General features: G+C 66.2%; 20 protein-coding genes. 17 read left to right on the forward strand and 3 right to left on the reverse strand.

Annotated elements, in window-relative coordinates; all coding sequences use genetic code 11:
- Window positions 1-102: 102 nt before the first annotated feature.
- The gene (locus J3R73_RS13040; protein ID WP_307427377.1) at window positions 103-381 is read right to left on the reverse strand and encodes a hypothetical protein; all 279 of its coding nucleotides are present in this window, start codon (window positions 379-381) and stop codon (window positions 103-105) included.
- 384 nt (window positions 382-765) lie between these two features.
- On the opposite strand from J3R73_RS13040, the gene coaD reads away from it, so the two are divergent.
- The 12 genes from coaD (at window position 766) to J3R73_RS13100 (ending at window position 13,296) form a co-directional block, all read left to right on the forward strand.
- Entirely contained in the window at window positions 766-1,284 is a 519-nt protein-coding gene (gene coaD, locus J3R73_RS13045) for a pantetheine-phosphate adenylyltransferase (protein ID WP_307427380.1), read from the forward strand.
- 99 nt (window positions 1,285-1,383) lie between these two features.
- Window positions 1,384-1,911, forward strand: coding sequence for a peptidylprolyl isomerase (locus J3R73_RS13050; RefSeq protein WP_307437309.1), 528 nt, complete (start codon window positions 1,384-1,386; stop codon window positions 1,909-1,911).
- A gap of 105 nt (window positions 1,912-2,016) precedes the next feature.
- Window positions 2,017-2,487 carry a peptidylprolyl isomerase gene (locus tag J3R73_RS13055; protein WP_307427383.1) on the forward strand — a complete coding sequence of 157 codons (471 nt, stop codon included), beginning with the start codon at window positions 2,017-2,019 and terminating at the stop codon, window positions 2,485-2,487.
- 81 nt (window positions 2,488-2,568) lie between these two features.
- Entirely contained in the window at window positions 2,569-3,630 is a 1,062-nt protein-coding gene (gene queA, locus J3R73_RS13060; protein WP_307427386.1) for a tRNA preQ1(34) S-adenosylmethionine ribosyltransferase-isomerase QueA, read from the forward strand.
- 13 nt (window positions 3,631-3,643) lie between these two features.
- A complete protein-coding gene (gene tgt / locus J3R73_RS13065) occupies window positions 3,644-4,780 on the forward strand; it encodes a tRNA guanosine(34) transglycosylase Tgt (protein WP_307427390.1) in 1,137 nt (378 codons plus the stop codon).
- A 177-nt stretch (window positions 4,781-4,957) separates the two neighbouring features.
- A complete protein-coding gene (locus tag J3R73_RS13070; RefSeq protein ID WP_307427393.1) occupies window positions 4,958-5,233 on the forward strand; it encodes a metal/formaldehyde-sensitive transcriptional repressor in 276 nt (91 codons plus the stop codon).
- Window positions 5,230-6,474: a CDF family Co(II)/Ni(II) efflux transporter DmeF gene (gene dmeF / locus J3R73_RS13075; protein WP_370879902.1), complete on the forward strand. Its 1,245-nt coding sequence runs from the start codon at window positions 5,230-5,232 to the stop codon at window positions 6,472-6,474. The genes J3R73_RS13070 and dmeF overlap by 4 nt, the downstream gene beginning before the upstream one ends.
- Before the next feature lie 363 nt (window positions 6,475-6,837).
- Complete coding sequence (locus J3R73_RS13080; RefSeq protein WP_307427397.1) at window positions 6,838-8,148, forward strand: ABC transporter ATP-binding protein; 1,311 nt, start codon at window positions 6,838-6,840, stop codon at window positions 8,146-8,148.
- A gap of 132 nt (window positions 8,149-8,280) precedes the next feature.
- Window positions 8,281-9,225 carry a protein-methionine-sulfoxide reductase catalytic subunit MsrP gene (gene msrP, locus J3R73_RS13085; RefSeq protein WP_307427401.1) on the forward strand — a complete coding sequence of 315 codons (945 nt, stop codon included), beginning with the start codon at window positions 8,281-8,283 and terminating at the stop codon, window positions 9,223-9,225.
- On the forward strand, window positions 9,225-9,869 hold the full coding sequence (gene msrQ, locus J3R73_RS13090) for a protein-methionine-sulfoxide reductase heme-binding subunit MsrQ (protein WP_307427404.1): 645 nt from the start codon (window positions 9,225-9,227) through the stop codon (window positions 9,867-9,869). The genes msrP and msrQ overlap by 1 nt, the downstream gene beginning before the upstream one ends.
- A 301-nt stretch (window positions 9,870-10,170) precedes the next feature.
- Window positions 10,171-11,964, forward strand: a complete 1,794-nt coding sequence (locus tag J3R73_RS13095) for an ABC transporter ATP-binding protein (protein WP_307427407.1) — start codon at window positions 10,171-10,173, stop codon at window positions 11,962-11,964.
- A 72-nt stretch (window positions 11,965-12,036) separates the two neighbouring features.
- Entirely contained in the window at window positions 12,037-13,296 is a 1,260-nt protein-coding gene (locus tag J3R73_RS13100) for an MFS transporter (protein ID WP_307427409.1), read from the forward strand.
- Window positions 13,297-13,339: 43 nt separating this feature from the next.
- Here the strand turns inward: J3R73_RS13100 and J3R73_RS13105 are convergent, their stop codons facing one another.
- Both J3R73_RS13105 and J3R73_RS13110 read right to left on the reverse strand, forming a co-directional pair.
- The gene (locus J3R73_RS13105) at window positions 13,340-14,053 is read right to left on the reverse strand and encodes an alanyl-tRNA editing protein (RefSeq protein WP_307437317.1); all 714 of its coding nucleotides are present in this window, start codon (window positions 14,051-14,053) and stop codon (window positions 13,340-13,342) included.
- A gap of 2 nt (window positions 14,054-14,055) precedes the next feature.
- Window positions 14,056-15,093, reverse strand: coding sequence for a cysteine synthase A (locus tag J3R73_RS13110; protein WP_307427411.1), 1,038 nt, complete (start codon window positions 15,091-15,093; stop codon window positions 14,056-14,058).
- A 385-nt stretch (window positions 15,094-15,478) separates the two neighbouring features.
- Between J3R73_RS13110 and J3R73_RS13115 the strand changes: the two genes are divergently transcribed.
- The 5 genes from J3R73_RS13115 (at window position 15,479) to J3R73_RS13135 (ending at window position 20,766) form a co-directional block, all read left to right on the forward strand.
- Window positions 15,479-15,691: a cold-shock protein gene (locus tag J3R73_RS13115; protein WP_307427414.1), complete on the forward strand. Its 213-nt coding sequence runs from the start codon at window positions 15,479-15,481 to the stop codon at window positions 15,689-15,691.
- A 118-nt stretch (window positions 15,692-15,809) separates the two neighbouring features.
- Window positions 15,810-15,950 (forward strand): hypothetical protein, encoded by a 141-nt coding sequence (locus J3R73_RS13120; RefSeq protein ID WP_307427416.1) that lies wholly within the window; start codon window positions 15,810-15,812, stop codon window positions 15,948-15,950.
- A 224-nt stretch (window positions 15,951-16,174) separates the two neighbouring features.
- Window positions 16,175-17,113 (forward strand): class I mannose-6-phosphate isomerase, encoded by a 939-nt coding sequence (locus tag J3R73_RS13125; RefSeq protein ID WP_307427418.1) that lies wholly within the window; start codon window positions 16,175-16,177, stop codon window positions 17,111-17,113.
- Window positions 17,113-19,407 carry a glycosyltransferase family 4 protein gene (locus J3R73_RS13130; RefSeq protein WP_307427421.1) on the forward strand — a complete coding sequence of 765 codons (2,295 nt, stop codon included), beginning with the start codon at window positions 17,113-17,115 and terminating at the stop codon, window positions 19,405-19,407. The genes J3R73_RS13125 and J3R73_RS13130 overlap by 1 nt, the downstream gene beginning before the upstream one ends.
- Before the next feature lie 24 nt (window positions 19,408-19,431).
- Window positions 19,432-20,766 (forward strand): glycoside hydrolase family 130 protein, encoded by a 1,335-nt coding sequence (locus tag J3R73_RS13135; protein ID WP_307427424.1) that lies wholly within the window; start codon window positions 19,432-19,434, stop codon window positions 20,764-20,766.
- Window positions 20,767-20,815: the final 49 nt, after the last annotated feature.

The raw sequence follows: 20,815 nt of genomic DNA on the forward strand, positions 1-20,815 counted from the left end.
AGCGGCTTCCTTGCGGAAGCCGCCTGGAGTTCCGGTCATGCGCTGGGAGCGTGCAGGCCGGTCTTGGAGAGGGGAAGGCGCGCCCGGCGGGGCGGCCGGAAATCAGTTGCCAAGCTTCACGCGAACCAGCATGGTTTCACCCGGCCTTTCGAAGACCTGGATCGATGTCGCCGGCCGCATGGCGGCGACATTTCCCTGGGTTCCCGCACAAGCGGCGATCAGGGAATCCCGCGCGCAGCCAGGCGTGGTGTCGACCGAGGCCTGCCGGTCGCCGCGCACGCTTGCCGCTTGCGGTTCCATGCGCGCAACGTCGAGCAGCGAAGCTCCGGCCAGAACGAAGAGGCTGGCGCCGATTGCCAAGGCAGGGCGAAGGGATGTCATCGGGGTGCATCCTTGTGTCAGGTTGCCGATATATGTGTCTTGCTCAACTCTCTTACTACTCATTAACCATCAACCCAGCGTGATCGGCTGTGCGCTTTGTCACACTATGCGGTGAGGGCCTCGGCGGGATCTCAAGTCGATGCTCGACCATCGGTTGCCGGTCAACAGCGCACGGGGACTAGTTTTCATTCGTTTCGCGGGTACATAACGTCTATCGTCAACAAAAGTGCCGCGCCTTGCGCGGCATCAAACAAAAATTAACCAACCTGTCCTTCGCGTCACTTGCCACTCGGAACATATCGACGCCACAGGACGCGGATTGAGGGGCTGCGCATGCCCTTTGGATCGCTCGCCAGGAAAACTCGAAACCCGCCGGAGACCTTCATGTGTTCCAACAGCGCCGGTCCGCGCATCGCCTTCTATGCCGGTTCCTTCGACCCGCTGACCAACGGCCATGTCGACGTCATACGTCATGCGAGCGCGGTCGCGGACCGGCTGGTGGTGGCGATCGGCGTCCATCCCGGCAAGACGCCGCTCTTCACCGCCGAGGAGCGCGCCGCGATGATCCTCGAGGATTGTGGGCCCATCATCGGCACCGACCGGCTCGAGGTCGTCACCTTTGCCGATCTCGCCGTGGACGCGGCGCGGCGCGCCGGCGCCACGCTGCTCATACGCGGGCTGAGGGACGGCACGGACCTCGACTACGAAATGCAGATGGCCGGCATGAATGCGGCGCTTGCGCCCGGCGTGCAAACCGTGTTTTTGCCGTCCTCGCCCATCGTGCGCCCCATCACGGCCACGCTTGTGCGGCAAATCGCGTCGATGGGGGGCGACGTTTCCGGTTTCGTGCCGGCAGGGGCCTTGCGCCGTCTCAAGGCCCGGTTCTCGAAGCCGACTGCGTGATCGCCTTCCCCGCCATCCGGTCCGCCGCCCTCGGGCAGCGCGCCATACCCTTCCTGAAGGAGCCCGTCCTTGCTACGCCTCTTCTCCATCCTGGCCGTCATGACGATCGGCCTTTTCGCCGCAGCGCCTGCACAGGCCGCGCCCGCCGACGCACAGAACACGGTCTATCTCGAAACCCAGTACGGGCGCGTGACGATCAAGCTGCGCCCGGATCTCGCGCCCCATCACGTCCAGCAGATCAAGACGCTGGTGAAGCGCGGCTTCTACAACGGCATCGTCTTCCATCGCGTGATCGACGGCTTCATGGCCCAGACAGGCGACCCGACCGGCACCGGCACGGGCGGTTCGGACCTGCCGGACATCAAGGCCGAGTTCACCAACAAGACCAAGTTCGTGCGAGGCACCGTCGGCATGGCGCGTTCCTCCGATCCCGATTCGGCCAACTCGCAATTCTTCATCATGTATGCGCCGCAGCCGAGCCTCGACGGCCAGTACACCATCGTCGGGCAGGTGGTGAGCGGCATGGACGCCGTCGACAAGCTCAAGAAGGGCGATGAAGCCAATAACGGCATGGTCACCGACCCCGACAAGATCATCAAGATGCAGATGGCGACGGGTGCCAAGTAAGGCGGTTCGCCCTGTCCCGCTGTTGGCGGGTAGCAATTCGGCTCGGACCGCATTATCTGAGCCTTCTTCCCACTACGCTTCGCACGATCAGAAAGGAGCGCGCCAATGGCCGCCGATCCCGAGAACACGATTGTCATGGAAACCACGCAGGGCCGCGTCGTCATCGCCTTGCGTCCCGATCTCGCCCCCAAGCATGTCGAACGCATCAAGCTGCTCGCCCGCGAGCATTTCTATGACGGCATCGTCTTCCATCGCGTGATCGACGGCTTCATGGCGCAGGTTGGCTGTCCGCACGGCACCGGCACCGGCGGCTCCTCCCATCCGAACCTGCCGGCCGAGTTCAATGCCGAGCCGCATGTGCGCGGCATCTGCTCCATGGCCCGCTCGTCGATGCCGAATTCGGCCAATTCGCAGTTCTTCATCGTCTTCGGCGATGCCCGCTTCCTCGACAATCAGTATACGGTCTGGGGCCAGGTCACCGAAGGCATGGAAAATGTCGACAAGATCAAGCGCGGCGAGCCGGTGAAGAACCCCGACAAGATCGTGACCATGCGCGTGCTGGCCGACGCGGCGTAAGATCGCAAGACCCGGGACCGCCGGCTTCCCGCCGGCACTCAACCGCTGCGCGGCAGGGGCCGGCGGTCCCAGGACCAATCCATGCGTGTTTCCGATTTCGATTTTCACCTGCCGCCGGAGAATATCGCGCTTCGCCCCGCCGAGCCGCGCGACAGCGCTCGCCTTCTCCGGGTCGATCCGTCCGCCCGCGACCCCTTCGCCGACCATGTCGTCAGCGAGCTTCCGGCGCTCCTCAGGCCGGGCGACGCCCTGGTCTTCAACGACACCAAGGTGATTCCCGCCCGCCTCGACGGCCTCCGCCGGCGGCCCGGCGGGGCCGGCGCCGCGATCGAGGCCATGCTGCACCAGCGCATCGGGCCGGCGCGGTGGAAGGCCTTCGCCCGTCCGGGCAAGCGCCTCGCGATCGGCGACATCGTCGAATTCGGTGGGGCGCTGACGGCCGGGGTGGAAGCCAAGGGCGAAGGCGGCGAGGTGATCCTGCATTTCTCCCTGTCGGGTGCCGACCTCGACGTCGCCATCGCCGAAAGGGGCCATATTCCCCTGCCGCCCTATATCGCGTCGAAGCGCCCCGAGGACGAGCGGGACCGGCAGGACTACCAGACGGTCTATGCCCGTGCCGAGGGGGCGGTCGCCGCGCCGACGGCGGGCCTGCATTTCACGCCCGCCCTGTTCGACGCGCTGGACCGGGCCGGCGTCTCCCGCCATTTCCTGACGCTGCATGTGGGCGCCGGCACCTTCCTGCCGGTGAAGGGCGAGGATCTCGACGATCACCGGATGCATGCCGAATTCGGCGTCATCGCTCCCGAGACCGCCTCGATCCTCAACGCGGTGAAGGCGAGGGGCGGGCGCATCGTCGCCGTCGGCACCACGTCGCTGCGCCTCCTCGAGAGCGCGGTCGCCGCGGACGGCCTCGTCCGTCCCTTCGCGGGCGAGACGTCGATCTTCATCACGCCGGGCCACCGTTTCCGCACGGCCGATGCGCTGATGACCAATTTTCACCTGCCGCGCTCGACCCTGATGATGCTCGTCTCCGCCTTTTCGGGTTACGAGACGATGAGGAAGGCCTACGCCCACGCGATCGGGCAGGGCTATCGCTTCTATTCCTACGGCGACGCCAGCCTGCTCTGGCGCGCCGAATCCTGACCGAAAGCCTGCGATGACGATTTCCCCCGGCGTCTCCTTCTCAGTCCATGCCCAGGACGGCACCGCACGCACGGGCGCCCTGGAGCTCGGGCGCGGCGTCGTGCGCACGCCGGCCTTCATGCCCGTCGGCACGGCGGGCACCGTCAAGGCGATGTATGTCGACCAGGTCAGGGACCTCGGCGCCGACATCATCCTCGGCAATACCTATCACCTCATGCTCAGGCCGGGCGCGGAGCGCGTCGCGGCGCTGGGCGGGCTGCATGCGTTCTCACGCTGGCAGGGGCCGATCCTGACCGATTCCGGCGGCTTCCAGGTGATGTCGCTCTCGGGGCTGCGCAAGCTCGACAGGGACGGCGTCACGTTCAGGAGCCATATCGACGGATCCTCGCATCGCCTGACGCCGGAGCGGTCCGTCGAGATCCAGACCCTGCTCGATTCTGACATCATCATGCAGCTCGACGAATGCGTGCGGCTGCCCTCGACCCGCGTCGATATCGAACGGGCGATGCGCCTGTCGCTCGACTGGGCGGAACGCTCGAAGCGCGCCTTCGGCTCGCAGCCCGGCAAGGCGATCTTCGGCATCGTGCAGGGCGGCGACGTTCCGGACCTGCGCATCGCTTCGGCGTCAGGCCTCGCCGACATGGATTTCCCCGGCTACGCCATCGGCGGCCTTGCGGTCGGCGAGCCGCAGGACGTCATGCTGCGGATGATCGAGACGGTGGAGCCCTTCCTGCCCAAGGCCAGGCCGCGCTATCTGATGGGAGTCGGCACGCCCGACGACATCGTCGAAAGCGTCGCGCGCGGCATCGACATGTTCGACTGCGTGATGCCGACCCGGGCAGGGCGCCACGGGCTCGCCTTCTCGCGCTTCGGCAAGATCAACCTGAAGAACGCCCGCCATGCGCAGGACCACAGGCCGCTCGACGAAGCCTCCTCCTGCCCGGCCGCCCGCGACTACAGCCGCGCCTATCTCCATCACCTGACGCGGGCCAACGAGATCCTCGGCATGATGCTGCTGACCTGGGTGAACCTCGCCTATTACCAGGACCTGATGGCCGGCCTTCGCGCCGCCATCGCTGCCGGCCGCTTTGCGGATTTCCGCGCCGAGACCCGGGAAGCCTGGGCCAAGGGCGACATTCCCGCGCTGTGACTCGCCGGCCGGATTGATTTTTCCCGAAGGCCCACACGGTTCGGCCTCCCCGCCGGCTGCCCTGACGTCGCTGTGCGCGCCCCCTATCGACCCCGGCTACGAAGACCCTGGGCCGGGCTGCCGCTTGCCTCCTCCGGCCGCCGCCTATACCCTCCCCCCCTATGCTATGAGGGCCGCATGACTCACACCATCCATGAAAAGCAGAAGCTCCTGGCCCGGATCCGGCGCATACGCGGGCAGGTGGACGCCATCGAACGCGCGCTTGAAAACGAGATCGGATGCGATCCGGTCATGCATCTGCTCGCCGGCGTCCGCGGCTCGGTCGCCGGCATGATGGCGGAGGTCATCGAGGATCACGTCCGCGATCACATCATGAATCCCGACCAGGCCGGGGCGGCGAGCCGCGAAGCCGCCGAACATCTGATCGACGTCATCAGGAGCTATCTGAAATGAGCCTCTCAGCCTCGATGCAGGAAGTCGGGCACGATCATGTCTTCCTCGGCGCAGAGCATGACAGCAACGAGCGCCGGACCTGGGCCGTCATCGTCCTGTGCCTGGCGATGATGGCGGCGGAGATCGTCGGCGGCGCCCTGTTCGGTTCGATCGCGCTCGTCGCCGACGGCCTTCACATGTCGACCCATGCGGGCGCGCTGCTGCTGACGGCGCTCGCCTATCGCTACGCGCGGCGATATGCGAGGGATCGGCGCTTCACCTTCGGCACCGGCAAGTTCGGCGACCTCGCCGGCTATACCAGCGCCATCGTCCTGGCGATGATCGCGGTGCTCATCGCCTACGAAGCCTTGAACCGGCTGCTCGCTCCCATCCCCATCGACTATGCCGAGGCGATCCTGATCGCCTCGGTCGGTCTCGCGGTCAATATCGCCAGCGCCTGGCTGCTGAGCGGAGGGCACCATCATCATCACGGGCATGAGCATCCTCATGGCCACGGCGCCCACCACCATGACGACGAGACCCGCCGCATCGAGACGGGGGCGGGACCGCTGGTCCTGAGCATCTTCGAGGACGGCGTGCCGCCCCGCTTTCGCCTTCGCCCGCAGGGCGGCGCATTGCCCGGCGCTCCCGGCGCCACGATCGAGACCCTGCGCCCTGACGGCGCCCGGCAGGTTTTCGCGCTCGTGCAGAGGGACGGCTTTCTCGAATCGGCCGATGCGATTCCCGAACCGCATGCGTTCACGGTACATGTGCGGCTGCACGGGGAGGACCACGTCGTCGGCTTCGCCGAGCATGCGCATGATGCCGGCCAGCACGACAACAATCTGCGCTCGGCCCTTGCCCATGTCGTCGCCGACGCGGCCGTCTCCGTGCTGGTCATCATCGGCCTCCTGCTCGGCCGGATATTCGGCTGGGCATGGATGGATCCCGTCGCCGGCCTCGTCGGCGCGGCGGTGATCGTCAGTTGGTCCTGGACGCTGATCCGCGACACCAGCCGCATCCTGATGGACATGATCCCGGATCGCGGCATGGCCGATGCCATCCGTGCGACCATGGAGACGGGGGGCGACCGGGTCACCGACCTGCATCTGTGGCGCCTGGGACCCGGCCATATCGGGGCGATCCTCTCCGTCTCGACGCCGGAGCCGCACGAGCCGGGCTTTTATCGCCGAAGGCTGGCCGGCTTTCCCAGCCTTTCGCATGTCACCATCGAAGTGCAGCCGAGACCAAGGGCGGCATGATCTGACACGCCCTGCCTCGCCGGGCGGGGAGGGCGAATTCGCGCCGCGCCGCTTTGGTTGTCTTGAATCCGTCACACACCGCGTGGCAAAGCGGTGCCGGCAGCCTCCTGCAGCGCCATGTTTCGACAGATGATCAATCGCCTTCTGCCCGCTTGCGGTGCGGGCCTCCCAATTCTGCGTCGAAAGGCCGGCAACGGCAGTCGCGCGGCCGTCGAGGATGCCGTGCTCTTCCGCCTCGGATGTCATCGGCCGTCAGTCCGTCATGGCTCCGCATCCGCGACGCCTCCCGGATCGGGCTCGATCGAAGCATGAGCGAAGCCCACTAGACCTTTGTTGCAGCGAAACCTGGCGGAGACAGGACCCATGCTCGACCAACCCTCGAAAGTCCCGCTCATCGATATCGCCAAGGTCAGCCGTTCCTTCAAGAAAGGCAGCGGCAGCGATGTCGTCGTCCTCGACGACGTCGACCTCGCCATCAGCGGCGGCGAGATCGTCGGCCTTCTCGGCCGTTCCGGCTCCGGCAAGTCGACCCTGCTGCGGATCATCGCCGGCCTGATCGAGCCTTCCGCGGGGAAGGCCCTCTGGCGGGGAGAGCCGATCGACGGGCCGCCGCCCGGCATCTCCATGGTGTTCCAGTCCTTCGCGCTGTTTCCCTGGCTGACGGTGCTGCAGAATGTCGAGCTCGGCCTGGAGGCGCAGAGGGTCGAGCGGGCCGAGCGTCGCGAGCGGGCCCTCGCCGCGATCGACCTCATCGGCCTCGGCGGCTTCGAGAACGCCTATCCCAAGGAATTGTCCGGCGGCATGCGCCAGCGCGTCGGCTTCGCCCGCGCCCTCGTCGTCCACCCCGATCTCCTGCTCATGGACGAGCCGTTCTCCGCGCTCGACGTGCTGACGGCCGAAACGCTGCGCACCGACATGATCGACCTGTGGATGGAAGGCCGGCTGCCGATCAAGTCGGTGCTGATCGTCACCCACAACATCGAGGAGGCGGTGCTGATGTGCGACCGCATCCTCGTCTTCTCCTCCAATCCTGGCCGCGTGGCACGCGAACTGAAAGTCGACCTGCCGCATCCCCGCAACCGGCTCGATCCGGCCTTCCGGCAATTGGTCGAGACCATCTATGCGCTGATGACCAAACGGCCGGAGCCGCTTCTGCCGGCGGCCGCCGGCGTGGGTGAGAGCGGCGTCGGCATGTCCCTCAACGCCGTCTCCACCAACCTGATGGCCGGCCTGATCGAGGCGCTCGCCGGCCCGCCCTATGACGGCCGGGCCGACCTGCCCGACCTCGCCGGGGCGCTCCAGCTCGAAGCGGACGAACTCTTCCACCTCGGCGAGACGCTGCAGCTGCTCGGCCTCGCCTCCCTCAGCGAGGGCGACATCCTCCTCACCGAGGCCGGCAAGCGCTTCGCCGGCCTGGAGACGGACGAGCGCAAGAAGCTCTTCGCCGGGCAGCTCATCGCCCATGTACCGCTGATCGGCCTCATCCTGCGCGTGCTGAACGAACGTCCGAGCCACGCCGCGCCGGCGGCCCGCTTCCGCAACGAGCTCGAGGATCATATGAGCGAGAGCTATGCGGAGGAGACCCTGGAGGCGGCGATCGCATGGTCGCGCTATGCCGAACTCTTCTCCTATGACGAGCAATCGGAAACCTTCAGCCTGGAAGAAGCCGAATAATTGTCCGCATCCGGCCGTTCACGGGAGGCTTCACGCAATCGGCGGCGCTTTTGACGCGATCGTTATGTAACGTGTGCCGCCGCCGCGCGTATATGACGAGGTAAGCACCCGCTGAAAATCGCGAGAAACGCCATGCTCATCCGCAATGCCCCCGACCTCACAGAAGCGCATGTGACGCCAAGGGAAGCCTATCTCGACCGCCGGCGCTTCCTCATCGGCAGCGCCGGTGCGGCTCTCGGCGCGGCTCTGCTGCCGGCCGCCGCCGCGGCGGCGCCGCTCGCCGGCATCAAGAGCCCTTACTCGACGACGGACAAGCCCAGCAGCCTGTCGGACATCACCACCTACAACAATTTCTACGAGTTCGGCACCGACAAGGCCGATCCGGCGGCCTATGCCGGCAAGCTCACGCTGAGCCCGTGGTCCGTCAAGGTCGACGGCCTCGTCAACAAGCCCGGGACCTTCGCGCTGGAGGATTTCGTCAAGCACTACGCCATCGAGGAGCGCATCTACCGCCATCGCTGCGTCGAGGCGTGGTCCATGGTCATTCCCTGGCTCGGCTTTCCGCTCTCCGAGGTGATCAAGCGCGCCGATCCCCAGGGCAGCGCCAAATATGTGGCCTTCGAGACGCTGGTGCGCCCCTCCGAAATGCCGGGCCAGAGCGCCTTCTTCCCCGCGCTCACCTGGCCGTATGTCGAGGGGCTGCGCCTCGACGAGGCGATGCATCCGCTCGCCATCCTGGCGACCGGCCTCTATGGCGAGACGCTGCCGGCCCAGAACGGCGCGCCGCTCCGCCTCGTCGTGCCCTGGAAATACGGCTTCAAGGGCATCAAGTCGATCGTGCGCATCAGCCTCGTCGAGAAGCAGCCGGCGACCTCGTGGAACATGGAGAACGCGCAGGAATACGGCTTCTACTCCAACGTGAATCCGCAGGTCGATCATCCCCGCTGGAGCCAGGCGACCGAAAGGCGCATCGGGGCCGGCCTGTTCGCCGGGCGCCAGAAGACGCTGATGTTCAACGGCTATGCCGACCAGGTCGCCCAGCTCTATAGCGGCATGGATCTGAGGGCGAATTTCTGATGAGCACGGCATCGGCCAGGACCGGCAGCGGGCCGCGCTTCGCAGTGCCGAACATTCCCCGCATCCTCGTCTATGTCGCCGGCCTGCTGCCGGCCGCCTGGCTGTTCTATCTCGCCTTCACCGACCAGATCGGCGCCGATCCGGTCGCCCAGCTCGAATGGGGGCTCGGCCTGTGGGCGCTGCGCCTGCTGATCGCCACGTTGTGCATCACGCCGCTGCGCCAGCTCTTCAGGATCAACCTCTTGCGCTATCGCCGCGCCGTCGGCCTGCTGAGCTTCTATTATGTGCTGATGCACCTCTCTGTGTGGGTCGTGCTCGATCGCGGCCTCGATCTGCATGCCGCCCTCACCGATATCCTGCGCCGGCCCTACATCACCATCGGCATGGCCGCCTTCGTCATCCTGGTGCCGCTGGCGATCACCTCGAACAATTGGTCGATCCGCGAGATGGGCGGCAAGGCCTGGGCCAAGCTGCACAAGCTGGTCTATGCGGCCGTCGCGCTGGGCGCGCTGCATTTCATCATGATCAAGAAGGTCTGGCTGGTCGAGCCGCTGGTCTATGCCACCATCGTGCTGATGGTGCTCGGTTTCAGGCTCGCCTGGCCTTATACGGGCGGCCGCAAGAAGGCGCGCAAGACGGCCTGACGCCCCGGGAGCGCGGACGGGACTGCCGGCTCCCCGAAACTTTCCCGGAAATTTTCGGTTGCGCAAAGCTGGCGCTGCGCCTAACTTTGGCGTAGGCGTCCATTGAGGAAAGGGAGGGTCATATGAAAATGTCTATGAGCTCCCGTCGCGTGTCGTCCTTCGTACGACCGTCAGAGATTCAGGCCCGCTAAGCGGAGCGTTTCTCTCCCAACCGAATCCCCCCTCGATACATAGAAAAGCGCGTCTCGCAGAGCCGTCGGCTTTTCCCCTGGAGACGGCGTTTCGCGCGCCGGTTGTCACCATGACTCAGTCCCCCGGCAAGGCGGGCAGGCACGCGATCCTTTCCGTGCTGGCCTTCACCGTCCGGCACTGGCGCAGCCAGAAGAATCTCGTCGCCGCCATCGTCGCCGGCGTTTCCATCGCCACGCTGAGCGAGATCGTCATTCCCATCTATGCGGGCAGCATGATCGACGCCGTCGCCCGGGGGCCGGGCGCGGGGGCGGGGGCCTGGCGCGCCCTCGGCGCCATGCTGGCGCTCGCCGCCGTCGCCGTCGGCTGCCGCCAGGCCTATTTTCTCGCCATCTCCCGGATGACGACGGCGGTGATGACGCAGGTCGCGGAAGACGCCTTCGCGCGGCTGCAGCGCTTCTCCACCGACTGGCACGCCAATAATTTCGCCGGTTCGTCCGTGCGCCGCATCACCCGTGGCATGTGGGCGCTCGACCTCCTGCACGACACCCTGCTCCTCGCCCTCCTGCCTTCGATCGTGGTGCTTCTCGGCTCGACCGTGGTGCTGGCGGCGCATTGGCCGCTGCTCGGCGCCATCGTGCTGGCCGGTACGGCTTTCTTCATCGCCGGAACGGCACTGCTGTCGCTCAACTACGTCGCGCCCGCCGCGCGGCTTTCCAACAGCTGGGACACCCGCATGGGCGGCGCCCTGGCCGACGCGATCTCCTGCAACGCCGTGGTCAAGGCCTTCGGCGCGGAGGCGCGCGAGGACGCCCGGCTCGCGGGCATCCTCGCCAAATGGCGGGCGCGGACCACCCGGACCTGGATCTTCGGCACCAATTCGGGAACGGCGCAGAACGTCTTCCTCCTCGCCTTGCGGGCCCTCGTGCTCGGCTATGTGCTGCTGCTCTGGAGCCGCGGCGAGGCCGGCGCCGGCGACGTCGCGCTGGTGCTGACGAGCTATGCCATCGTGCACGGCTATCTGCGCGACATCGGGATGCACATCCGCAACCTGCAGCGCTCGGTCAACGACATGGAGGAACTCGTCGCCTTCCATGACCAGCCGATCGAGGTGTCGGACAAGGAGGGCGCCGGCGACATCGCCGTTCCGGCCGGCCGCATCGCCTTCGAGCATGTCACCTTCCATTATGGCGGCCATGCCGAACCGCTCTACCGCGACTTCTCCGTCGCGATCGAGGCCGGCGAGAGGATCGGCCTGGTGGGACGCTCGGGCTCCGGCAAGACGACCTTCGTCAAGCTGATCCAGCGTCTCTACGATCTGAAGGCCGGCCGCATCACCGTCGACGGCCAGGATATCGCCGAGGTCACGCAGGCGAGCCTGCGTGCGAACATCGCCATCGTGCAGCAGGAGCCGATCCTGTTCCACCGCTCCCTGGCCGAGAACATCGCCTATGGCCGGCCGGGCGCGACGATGGCCGAGATCGAGCAGGCGGCGCGGCTCGCCAATGCGCACGACTTCGTCGTCCGCCTGCCGAAGGGCTACGGCACGCTGGTCGGCGAGCGCGGCGTCAAGCTGTCGGGCGGCGAGCGCCAGCGCGTCGCGCTGGCACGCGCCTTCCTTGCCGATGCGCCCATCCTCATTCTCGACGAGGCGACGTCGAGCCTCGATTCCGAATCGGAGCATCTGATCCAGGAGGCGATGGAGCGGCTGATGACAGGACGGACGACCATCGTCATCGCGCATCGGCTTTCCACGGTGCGCGCGATGGACCGCATCCTGGTGTTCGACAAGGGGCGGATCATCGAGGAGGGCAACCACGCCAGCCTCATCCGCCACACCGACGGCCTCTATCGCGGCCTGTTCGAGCGCCAGGCTCTCGAATTGGCGAAAGGATGGGCGGCCTGAGCCCTTTGTCGCAGCCGGTCGTGCCCGGTCGCAACCGCCGGTCCGAAGCCGGCACATGCAAGAGGAGAAAAAGTGGGCACGGGCGGCGGATTTGCCGGAAGGCTCGGCGGCATCGGCGAAGCGTTCGCCGACCGCAATTTCCGCATCTACGCGGTCGGCTCCGTGCTGTCGTGGCTGAGCTTCTTCGTGCAGGCGGTGGCGGTGTCGTGGACGGCCTGGGAACTGACGCATTCCACCACCTGGCTTGCCGTCGTCGCCCTGCTCGACATCGCGCCGAACCTCGTCTTCATCCCCCTGGGCGGCGTGCTGGCCGATCGCTTCGATCGCTACACCCTGATGATGGTCAGCTATGTCGCGGCTCTGCTGCAGGCGCTCGCCTTGGCGGTTCTCGCCTATGGCGGGCTGCTCACCATCGAGGCCCTCGCTTTGCTCTGCGCCCTGCATGGGCTGATCCACAGCTTCAGCATTCCCGCGACCTATGGCCTGCTGCCGCGTTTCGTCGCGCGCGAGAAGCTGCCTTCCGCCATTGCCGTCGCGGCGGCCTTCACGCAGTTCGCGGTCTTCGCCGGGCCGGCGCTGGCGGGCTGGATCATCCTCCATTTCGGCGCCGCCGCGGCCTATGCCACCAATGTCGTCGGCTATGCCGTCTTTCTGATCTCCGCCTCGTTCCTGCGCACGCCCGTCGGCCATGTCGCGCCGGCGGCCAGCGGCCGCTCGATTCTCGGCGACGCCGTCGATGGCGTTCTCCATGTCGTGCGCCACAAGGGCATCGCCGCCGTGCTCGGCCTGATCCTGGTCGGCGACGCGATCACGGCCGCGCTCTATCAATTGCTGCCGGCCTTTGCCGACAAGGTGCTCGGCGCCGGGGTTGCCGGCATGTCCACCCTGATGTCGGCAGCGGGGCTCGGCGCGACGCTCGCGGCGCTGCGCATCGCACATGGCGGCGCGGCGCGTACCACGGCGCCGGCGATCCTGCAGGCGTTTCTCGCCTCGTCGGTCGTGGTGATGGCGTTGATGCTGACGGAAAGCCTCGCTGTCGCCGCGGCGATCATGGCGCTCTACGGCCTTGCCGGCGAAACCTGGCGCACGGGAACCCTGGCGCTCCTGCAGATGTCGGTCGGCGATGTGCAGCGCGGACGCGTGATGAGCACGCAGTTTCTGTTGCGGCGCGTCGCGGCCGGCAGCGGCACGCTGGCGATCGGCTGGCTGGCGGACCGGTACGGCCTGCGCCTGCCGATGCTCGGCGCGGCGGCGGTCGCCGTCCTCGCCTGGGGTGCCGCCTATCTGAACAGGACGCGCATGGCGGCGGCGTTCGCCACGCCGGCGCCATGACCGGCAATCCCGCGGGGCCGGGCGACAGGGAGGAGCGGCAGCCCTATGCCAGGACGATGCGCACCCGCCGGTTCTGCTTGCCCTTCTTCTCGATCTGGGTCACCGCGATGCGGCCGATCTCTTCGGTATTGCGGACATGGGTGCCGCCGCAGGGCTGCAGGTCGAGCCCTTCGATCTCGACGAGGCGCACCTGCCCCGATCCGCGCGGGGGTTTCACCGACATGGTCTTGACCAGGCCCGGATTGGCGTCCAGCTCGGCATCGGTGATCCAGCGCTCGGTGACGTCGGCGGCCTGGGCGATCATGGCGTTGACCCTGGCGGCGATGTCGTCCTTGTCGAGGCCGGCGTCCTGGATGTCGAAGTCGAGCCGGCCCTCGCCGTCTCCGATCGAGCCGCCGGTGACGGGAAAGGGCAGGGCGACGGAGAGGAGGTGCAGGGCCGTGTGCACCTTCATGCGGGCATAGCGGCGCGGCCAGTCCAGCGCCAGCTCCACCTGGTCGCCGATCGCCGGATGCAGTCCTTCCGGCGAGAGGACATGGGCGACTTCGGTTTTCGCATCGTCGTTCCACACCGCATTGGTGACGGCGATGGTCCGGCCGTCGCCGAGCGTCATCACGCCGACATCGCCCGGCTGGCCGCCCCCCATGGCGTAGAAGACGCTCTGGTCGAGCAGGATGCCGCGTTCCGACACGCCGAGCACGGTCGCCGCGGTCGATGGGCGGTAGGCGTCCTCGCGGAAAAGCAGTTTCGTCGCCATGGTCATGCCCGCTCCAGCGGCGCTTCGATCGTCGAGCGATGCTCCAGCCATTCCGGTACAGGCAGGTTCTTGGACCGCATGAATTCGGGATTGAACAGCTTCGACTGATAGCGCGAGCCGTGGTCGCACAGGATGGTCACGATGGTATGGCCGGGCCCGAGGTCGCGCGCCAGGCGGATGGCGCCCGCGATGTTGATGCCTGTCGACAGCCCCACGCACAAGCCTTCCTCGAGCAGCAGGTCGTAGACGAGCGGCACGGCCTCCTCGTCGGGGATCTGATAGGCGAAATCCACGGGCGCATCTTCGAGGTTCCTCGTCACGCGGTTCTGGCCGATGCCTTCGGAGATGGACGAGCCGGAGAATTTCAGCTCACGGTCGGTGAACCAGGAATACATCGCCGCGCCCATCGGATCGGCGACGCCGATCCTGATGCGCCGGTCGATGGATTTGAGGCCGATGCCGGTGCCCGCAAGGGTGCCGCCCGTGCCGACGGAGCAGATGAAGGCGTCGACCTTGCCGTCCGTCTGCGTCAGGATTTCCGGCGCCGTCGTCTCGATATGGGCCTGCCGGTTGGCGAGATTGTCGAACTGGTTGGCCCAGATCGCGCCGCCGGGCGCCGTCTTCGCGAGTTGTTCGGCGAGGCGGCCCGACACCTTCACGTAATTGTTGGGATTGGCGTAGGGCACGGCCGGCACCTCGACGAGTTCGGCGCCGGCAAGACGAAGCATGTCCTTCTTTTCCTGGCTCTGGGTCTCCGGAATGACGATCACCGTCTTGAAACCCATGGCGTCGGCCACCAGCGCGAGCCCGATGCCGGTGTTGCCGGCGGTGCCTTCGACGATCGTGCCGCCGGGCTGCAACCGGCCCCGCGCCACCGCATCCTTGATGATGTAGAGCGCCGCACGGTCCTTCACCGACTGTCCGGGATTCATGAATTCGGCTTTACCCAGGATGGTGCAGCCCGTCAGTTCCGAAGCGCGCTTGAGGCGAATGAGAGGCGTGTGGCCGATAGCGTCGACGAGACCGGTACGGAAAGTCATGGCAATCTTGTCTATTCGTTTGAATGGGGGATCAACCTAACCCGTCTTTACCGCGCGGGATAGGGGGCGATCTCTCCTGTTCCCGGCCGATCGCTGCCCCGGATGGGCCCAACGAAGCGACGATCGGCGTGCAGCCATCGCCGTTCTTGCCAAGAAATTGTTTGGCCGTAAATTAATTCGGCGTAGGGATTTTTGTTTAATCATAATAATTCTTGTAATTCATTTGAACGAGGTTCATGGTAAATGCGTCGATAGATGGTCGTATGACTTAGCTTTTTGCACGAAAACTGCGAACAGGCTGACAATATTCTTCCTGAAAAACGCGATTTCGACGGCCTTCGGTAGTTCGCGGGCAAGCAACGTTTTGTTTAAGAAAGGGTTTCCCATGGCATCGGGAACCGTCAAGTGGTTCAACTTCCAAAAGGGCTTCGGCTTCATCGCACCTGACAATGGTGGCAACGATGCCTTCGTCCATATCAGTGCGGTTGAGCGGGCCGGCCTGAGCGAATTGCGCGAAGGCCAGAAGGTCGGTTTCGAACTCGTCGCCGATCGCAAGAGCGGCAAGATGTCCGCCGACAACCTCAAGGTCCTGGACTGACCGGATCTGGTCTGGCCGGCATGTCGGCGGCGCTAGGGCCCGGCGACCATCATCGTGCCGCGGCGCGGGCTCTGCCTGCGCCGGGCGTTACTGTCGATCGAGCGCATAGGAGGCCGGCATGGCCAAAGAGCAGAAACGCGGCAATCGCGAGACCCGCAAGCCAAAGACCGCCAAGCCCGCCGCACCGGTCGTCGCGACGAGCCTTGTCAGGGGAGCCCTGACGCCCGTGACCTTCAATACGCCGAAGAAGAAGGGCTGACGCCCCGATTTGCCGTCCGCATCCCTCCACGACACGGATCGCGGCCCCTGAGGCCGCTATCTGCGTCCATCGCGAGGATGTCCCGATTCAGATCTTTTGAAGGAGTGCATCGCGGCCAACGACAGCGCACGCGTTGATGCCACCGGCAGTCAGCCGGGCCTCGCACGTGTGTGCCAACAGCCGCCTCCGGCAACGTTCCGTGCGGTAGGATCAGGAGATACCGCATGACGATCGAACATGCTGCGATACGAGTCGTGGACAAGCCATGGGGCAGCCGCGACCTCCGGCCGTGGAGCAAGCTGCAGGACGGCGCCGCAATCGGCGAATTGTGGTTCGAGCGCAGCGACCCGGACGCCTCGCCCTCCGCTCTTCTCCTCAAGCTCCTGTTCACCACCGCCCCGCTCTCCATCCAGGTCCATCCGGACGACAGCTTCGCCCGATCGGTCGGCCTCGATCACGGCAAGACGGAAGCCTGGTATGTCCTCTCGGCCGAGCCTGGGGCGAAGGTCGCCGCCGGGCTCGCCGGCAGGCTTACGCCGCCCCAGTTGCGCGCTTCGATCGAGGACGGCTCGATCGAAGACCTCGTTCAGTGGCGCGGTGTCCTGAAGGGCGATCTCGTTTCAATTCCCGCCGGCACCATCCATGCCATCGGAGCGGGGCTCGTCCTGGCCGAGATCCAGCAGAGAAGCGACACGACATACCGCTTGTTCGACTATGGCCGGCACCGCCAGCTTCACGTCGACAGCGCCGTGGCGGTTTCCGACGCCGGACCGGCGGCGACGCAACCAATCCCCGTGCGGCTTTCCGGGGAAAGGACCCTCCTGGTGGCCAATCCCTATTTCGCGCTCGAGCGGGTCGATCTCCCGCCGGCGACGGCGTGGGAACTCGATGCGTCGGGCGAGGCCTGGCTCCTCGCCTTCGAGGGCGGCGCTCCGACCGGGACGACGACGATGCGGATCGGCGAGGCCCTCTTCCTGGAAGAGGATCGTGTCGTCCTCGAAGTCGGCCCGCAAGGCCTCAGCGGCCTCCTCGCCTATGCCGCGCCGCATGCGAAGCCGTCTCTCCTGCTCCGCGCCGGTGACGGCATATCCCGCGTCGGAGGTCCTTCCCTGCCGCTCGGCATTCACGATCCGGCCAGTGCGATGCCGAGAGGAGTTCTGTGATGATTACGTTGGACCGCCTGGCCTTCATCGGCAACTCGCTGCCGCGCCGCTGCGGGATCGCCACCTTCACGACCGACCTGCAGCAGGCGATCTCGACATCGCGCCCAGGCGTGGAGACGTCGATCGTCGCCATGACCGATCGCGGCCACAGCTATGACTACCCGCCTGCCGTGCGCTTCGAGATCCATGACGACAGGGTGGGGGACTATATCCGCGCCGCTGAATTCCTGAACGCCAGGCGGGTCGAACTCGTTTCGCTCCAGCATGAATTCGGCATTTTCGGCGGCGAGGCCGGCGGCGACATCATGGCGCTGCTGTCGCGGCTGACCATGCCGGTCGTGACCACGCTCCACACGGTTCTGGCCGAGCCGACACCCGTGCAGCGCGGCGTCCTCAACCGGATCGTGGCGGCTTCGGCGAAGGTCGTCGTCATGGCCGAAAAGGGACGGGAGCTGCTGCGCACCGTCTATCGGGTGCCGCCCGGCAAGATCGAGGTCATTCCCCACGGAATTCCCGATTTTGCCTTCGTCGAACCCGATGCGGTGAAGGACAGGCTGGGCTTCGGCGGCAGGACGGTCATCCTGACCTTCGGACTGCTGTCGCCCAACAAGGGCATCGAGGTGATGATCGATGCCATGCCCGCCATCCTGAAGAGCCGGGCCGATGCGGTCTACGTCATACTCGGCGCCACCCATCCCAATCTCCTGCGCGACCGCGGCGAAGTCTATCGCGAGAGCCTGGTGGCCCGCGTGCGGGAACTCGGCATCGAGGACCACGTCGTCTTCCTCGACCAGTTCGTCGACAAGGCGACGCTGCTCGACTTCATCTCGATGTGCGACGTCTATGTCACGCCCTATCTCAATGAAGCGCAGATGACGTCGGGCACCCTGGCCTACAGCTTCGGCCTGGGCAAGGCCGTCGTCTCCACGCCCTATTGGCACGCCCGGGAATTGCTGGCCGATCAGCGCGGCATCCTCGTGCCCTTCGGGGACGTCGCCGCCATCGGCGAGGCGATCTCCGGCCTGCTCACCGACGACGTGCGGCGCGAGGCGATGCGCAAGCGAGCCTATGCGAGCAGCCGCTCGATGACGTGGGAGCGGACCGCCGAGCGCTATCTCGGCCTGTTCGAGACGGCCCGGCGCGAATATCGGGCCAAATCCATCGGCCGGCCGGATTATTACGCTCCGCTGCGCGCGCCCAATGCCGCACCGGCCATGCAGACCGATCATTTCCTGTCGATGTGCGACGATACCGGGCTCTTCCAGCATGCGGTGCACTCGGTGCCGGACCGTTCCCACGGCTATTGCGTCGACGACAATGCCCGCGCGCTGCTGGTCGCCTGCGCGCTCAACAATGCCGGCGAACAGAGCCTGCCGGAACCGCTGACGGCCCGTTTCGCCGCCTTCGTGCAGCATGCCTGGAATCCCGACACCGCGCGGTTCCGCAACTTCATGAGCTTCGACCGGCGCTGGCTCGAGGACACGGGATCGGAGGACAGCCATGGGCGCACGCTCTGGGCGCTCGGGGAATGCGCGCGCAGCGATACCAGCCCGTCGCGCCGGCAATGGGCAGCCGATCTCTTCGCCCGGGCCCTGCCGACGGTGGAGGCCTTCCGGTCGCCGCGGGCCTGGGCGTTCGCGCTGCTGGGCCTGGACGGCTACTGCGCCGTCGAGCCCGAAGACCGGTCCGCCGATCTCGTCCGCCGCCGTCTCGCCGCCAGATTGATGGCGCTCCTGTCGGCTGCGGAGACGAAGGACTGGGTCTGGTTCGAGGACGGCCTGGCCTATGACAATGCGCGTCTGTGCCAGGCCCTGATCGTAACGGGGCATGCGCTGCCGACGCCGGCCGATGTCGAGGCGGGCCTGCGCTCCCTGCGCTGGCTGGCGGCCCTGCAGACCACCTCGGCGGGCGTGTTCAGGCCTGTCGGCTCGAAGAGCTTCGGCGACAGGAGGGTGCAGCCGGAGGCGTTCGACCAGCAGCCGCTCGAGGCCGCCGCGATGATTTCCGCCTGCGCCGAGGCGTGGCGCGTCGACGGCAATCCCGACTGGAAGGTCGAGGCCAACCGGATATTCGCCTGGTTCCTCGGCACCAACGATCTGTGGGTCTCCCTGGTCGATCCCGAAACCGGAAGCTGCCGCGACGGGCTCCATCCCGATCGCGCCAATGAAAATCGCGGCGGCGAATCCGTCGTCTCCTATCTTCTCAGCCTTGCGGAGATCCGCCAGCTCGCTCGCCAGACCGGCGACAGCCACAAGATCGGATCGCTTCGGGCCATGCGCGCTTCGGTCTCCTGAAGCCCCACAAGAATTGAGGAAGCCTTGTCTGATGTTTCGCTCCTGTGCCGCCAGCCGGTCTATCTGCGGCCCGACCCCGCCCGTGTCATCGTCCGCCCGTTCAGGCCGGCGACCGAACCCCGCGATTTCACCCCGATCGACAAGGCCAGGGCGAACCACATCGTCGACCGTGTCCTGACGCTCGATGCCGAGACGGCAGCCAGTCAGCTGGCCGACGTCATGGATAATTTCAAACAGCGCCATCGAAACCTGCCCGCGGTGATCGAAGCGCGGGCGGAGGAGATGGAGGACGCCTTCGCGGCCCACGCCGTCTTCAGCCCGATGCAGCGCCTGCTGGTCGGCGCCTATTTCCTGAACGAATATTCCTTCGAGGCGTCCGCCCTGTTCAATCCCAGCATCGTCCTCGATCCGGATCAATCCGGTGCGCCGGAGGGCGGCAGCAGCTTCATCCTGAGCCTGCGGGCCGTCGGCGAGGGACATATTTCATCGCTGACCTTCCGTCAGGGATCCATCGCCGCCGATGGCTGCGTCACCGTCGAGCCGGCGGCGCGCCTCGCCTCGCTTCCGAAGGTGCAGGACCGGATAGCGACGCCGCACGGAGACCAGGTCGAGGTCAGCTTCGAAGCCGACTGCGTCATCAGCGAGCGCGTGATCTTCCCCGTGACCGCGTCGCAGTCGAACGGCATCGAGGATGCCCGCTTCGTGGCGTTCGAGGAGGACGGCGAGACGATCTTCTACGCGACCTATACCGCCTATGACGGCAGGGCGATCCGATCCGAGCTGATACGGACGACGGACTTCATATCCTTCGGCATGGTGCCCTTGACCGGCGCCGCCGCCCGCAACAAGGGCATGGCGCTGTTCCCCCGCAAGATCGGCGGCAAATACGCCATGATCGGCCGCCAGGACAATGAGAACCTCTATCTCATCTATTCGGACGATCTCTATGCATGGGATGACGGCAAAGCCATCCTGAAGCCGGAATTTCCGTGGGAATTCGTCCAGATCGGCAATTGCGGCTCGCCGATCGAACTCGACGAGGGCTGGCTGCTGCTGACGCACGGCGTCGGTCCGATCCGCAAATATTCGATCGGCGCGGTGCTTCTCGACAAGCACGATCCTTCCAGGATCCTGGCCCGCCTGCGCGAGCCGCTGATCCGGCCGGACCCGCTGCGCAGCGAAGGCTATGTGCCGAACGTCGTCTATACCTGCGGCGGCATGCGGCATGGCGACCAGATCATCCTGCCCTATGCCGTCTCCGATACCTTCTGCCACATCGCCACCATCGACATCGCCGCGCTGGTCCAGTCGATGCAGAGCGAAGAGGCTCCGTTCAGGATATCCGAGCCGGCACTCTGAACAGGCGCCGCGCCAACCTCGACGGGGCGGCGCATGAAGGCCGCCTCGC

Source organism: Labrys monachus (genome assembly GCF_030814655.1).
Lineage (GTDB): Bacteria > Pseudomonadota > Alphaproteobacteria > Rhizobiales > Labraceae > Labrys > Labrys monacha.

What these genes read in the sequence shown, in the direction of transcription:
- J3R73_RS13040 (WP_307427377.1), bottom strand. Translation starts at nt 381, where the DNA reads ATGACATCCCTTCGCCCTGCCTTGGCAATCGGCGCCAGCCTCTTCGTT.
- coaD (WP_307427380.1), top strand. Translation starts at nt 766, where the DNA reads ATGTGTTCCAACAGCGCCGGTCCGCGCATCGCCTTCTATGCCGGTTCC.
- J3R73_RS13050 (WP_307437309.1), top strand. Translation starts at nt 1,384, where the DNA reads ATGACGATCGGCCTTTTCGCCGCAGCGCCTGCACAGGCCGCGCCCGCC.
- J3R73_RS13055 (WP_307427383.1), top strand. Translation starts at nt 2,017, where the DNA reads ATGGCCGCCGATCCCGAGAACACGATTGTCATGGAAACCACGCAGGGC.
- queA (WP_307427386.1), top strand. Translation starts at nt 2,569, where the DNA reads ATGCGTGTTTCCGATTTCGATTTTCACCTGCCGCCGGAGAATATCGCG.
- tgt (WP_307427390.1), top strand. Translation starts at nt 3,644, where the DNA reads ATGACGATTTCCCCCGGCGTCTCCTTCTCAGTCCATGCCCAGGACGGC.
- J3R73_RS13070 (WP_307427393.1), top strand. Translation starts at nt 4,958, where the DNA reads ATGACTCACACCATCCATGAAAAGCAGAAGCTCCTGGCCCGGATCCGG.
- dmeF (WP_370879902.1), top strand. Translation starts at nt 5,230, where the DNA reads ATGAGCCTCTCAGCCTCGATGCAGGAAGTCGGGCACGATCATGTCTTC.
- J3R73_RS13080 (WP_307427397.1), top strand. Translation starts at nt 6,838, where the DNA reads ATGCTCGACCAACCCTCGAAAGTCCCGCTCATCGATATCGCCAAGGTC.
- msrP (WP_307427401.1), top strand. Translation starts at nt 8,281, where the DNA reads ATGCTCATCCGCAATGCCCCCGACCTCACAGAAGCGCATGTGACGCCA.
- msrQ (WP_307427404.1), top strand. Translation starts at nt 9,225, where the DNA reads ATGAGCACGGCATCGGCCAGGACCGGCAGCGGGCCGCGCTTCGCAGTG.
- J3R73_RS13095 (WP_307427407.1), top strand. Translation starts at nt 10,171, where the DNA reads ATGACTCAGTCCCCCGGCAAGGCGGGCAGGCACGCGATCCTTTCCGTG.
- J3R73_RS13105 (WP_307437317.1), bottom strand. Translation starts at nt 14,053, where the DNA reads ATGGCGACGAAACTGCTTTTCCGCGAGGACGCCTACCGCCCATCGACC.
- J3R73_RS13110 (WP_307427411.1), bottom strand. Translation starts at nt 15,093, where the DNA reads ATGACTTTCCGTACCGGTCTCGTCGACGCTATCGGCCACACGCCTCTC.
- J3R73_RS13115 (WP_307427414.1), top strand. Translation starts at nt 15,479, where the DNA reads ATGGCATCGGGAACCGTCAAGTGGTTCAACTTCCAAAAGGGCTTCGGC.
- J3R73_RS13120 (WP_307427416.1), top strand. Translation starts at nt 15,810, where the DNA reads ATGGCCAAAGAGCAGAAACGCGGCAATCGCGAGACCCGCAAGCCAAAG.
- J3R73_RS13125 (WP_307427418.1), top strand. Translation starts at nt 16,175, where the DNA reads ATGACGATCGAACATGCTGCGATACGAGTCGTGGACAAGCCATGGGGC.
- J3R73_RS13130 (WP_307427421.1), top strand. Translation starts at nt 17,113, where the DNA reads ATGATTACGTTGGACCGCCTGGCCTTCATCGGCAACTCGCTGCCGCGC.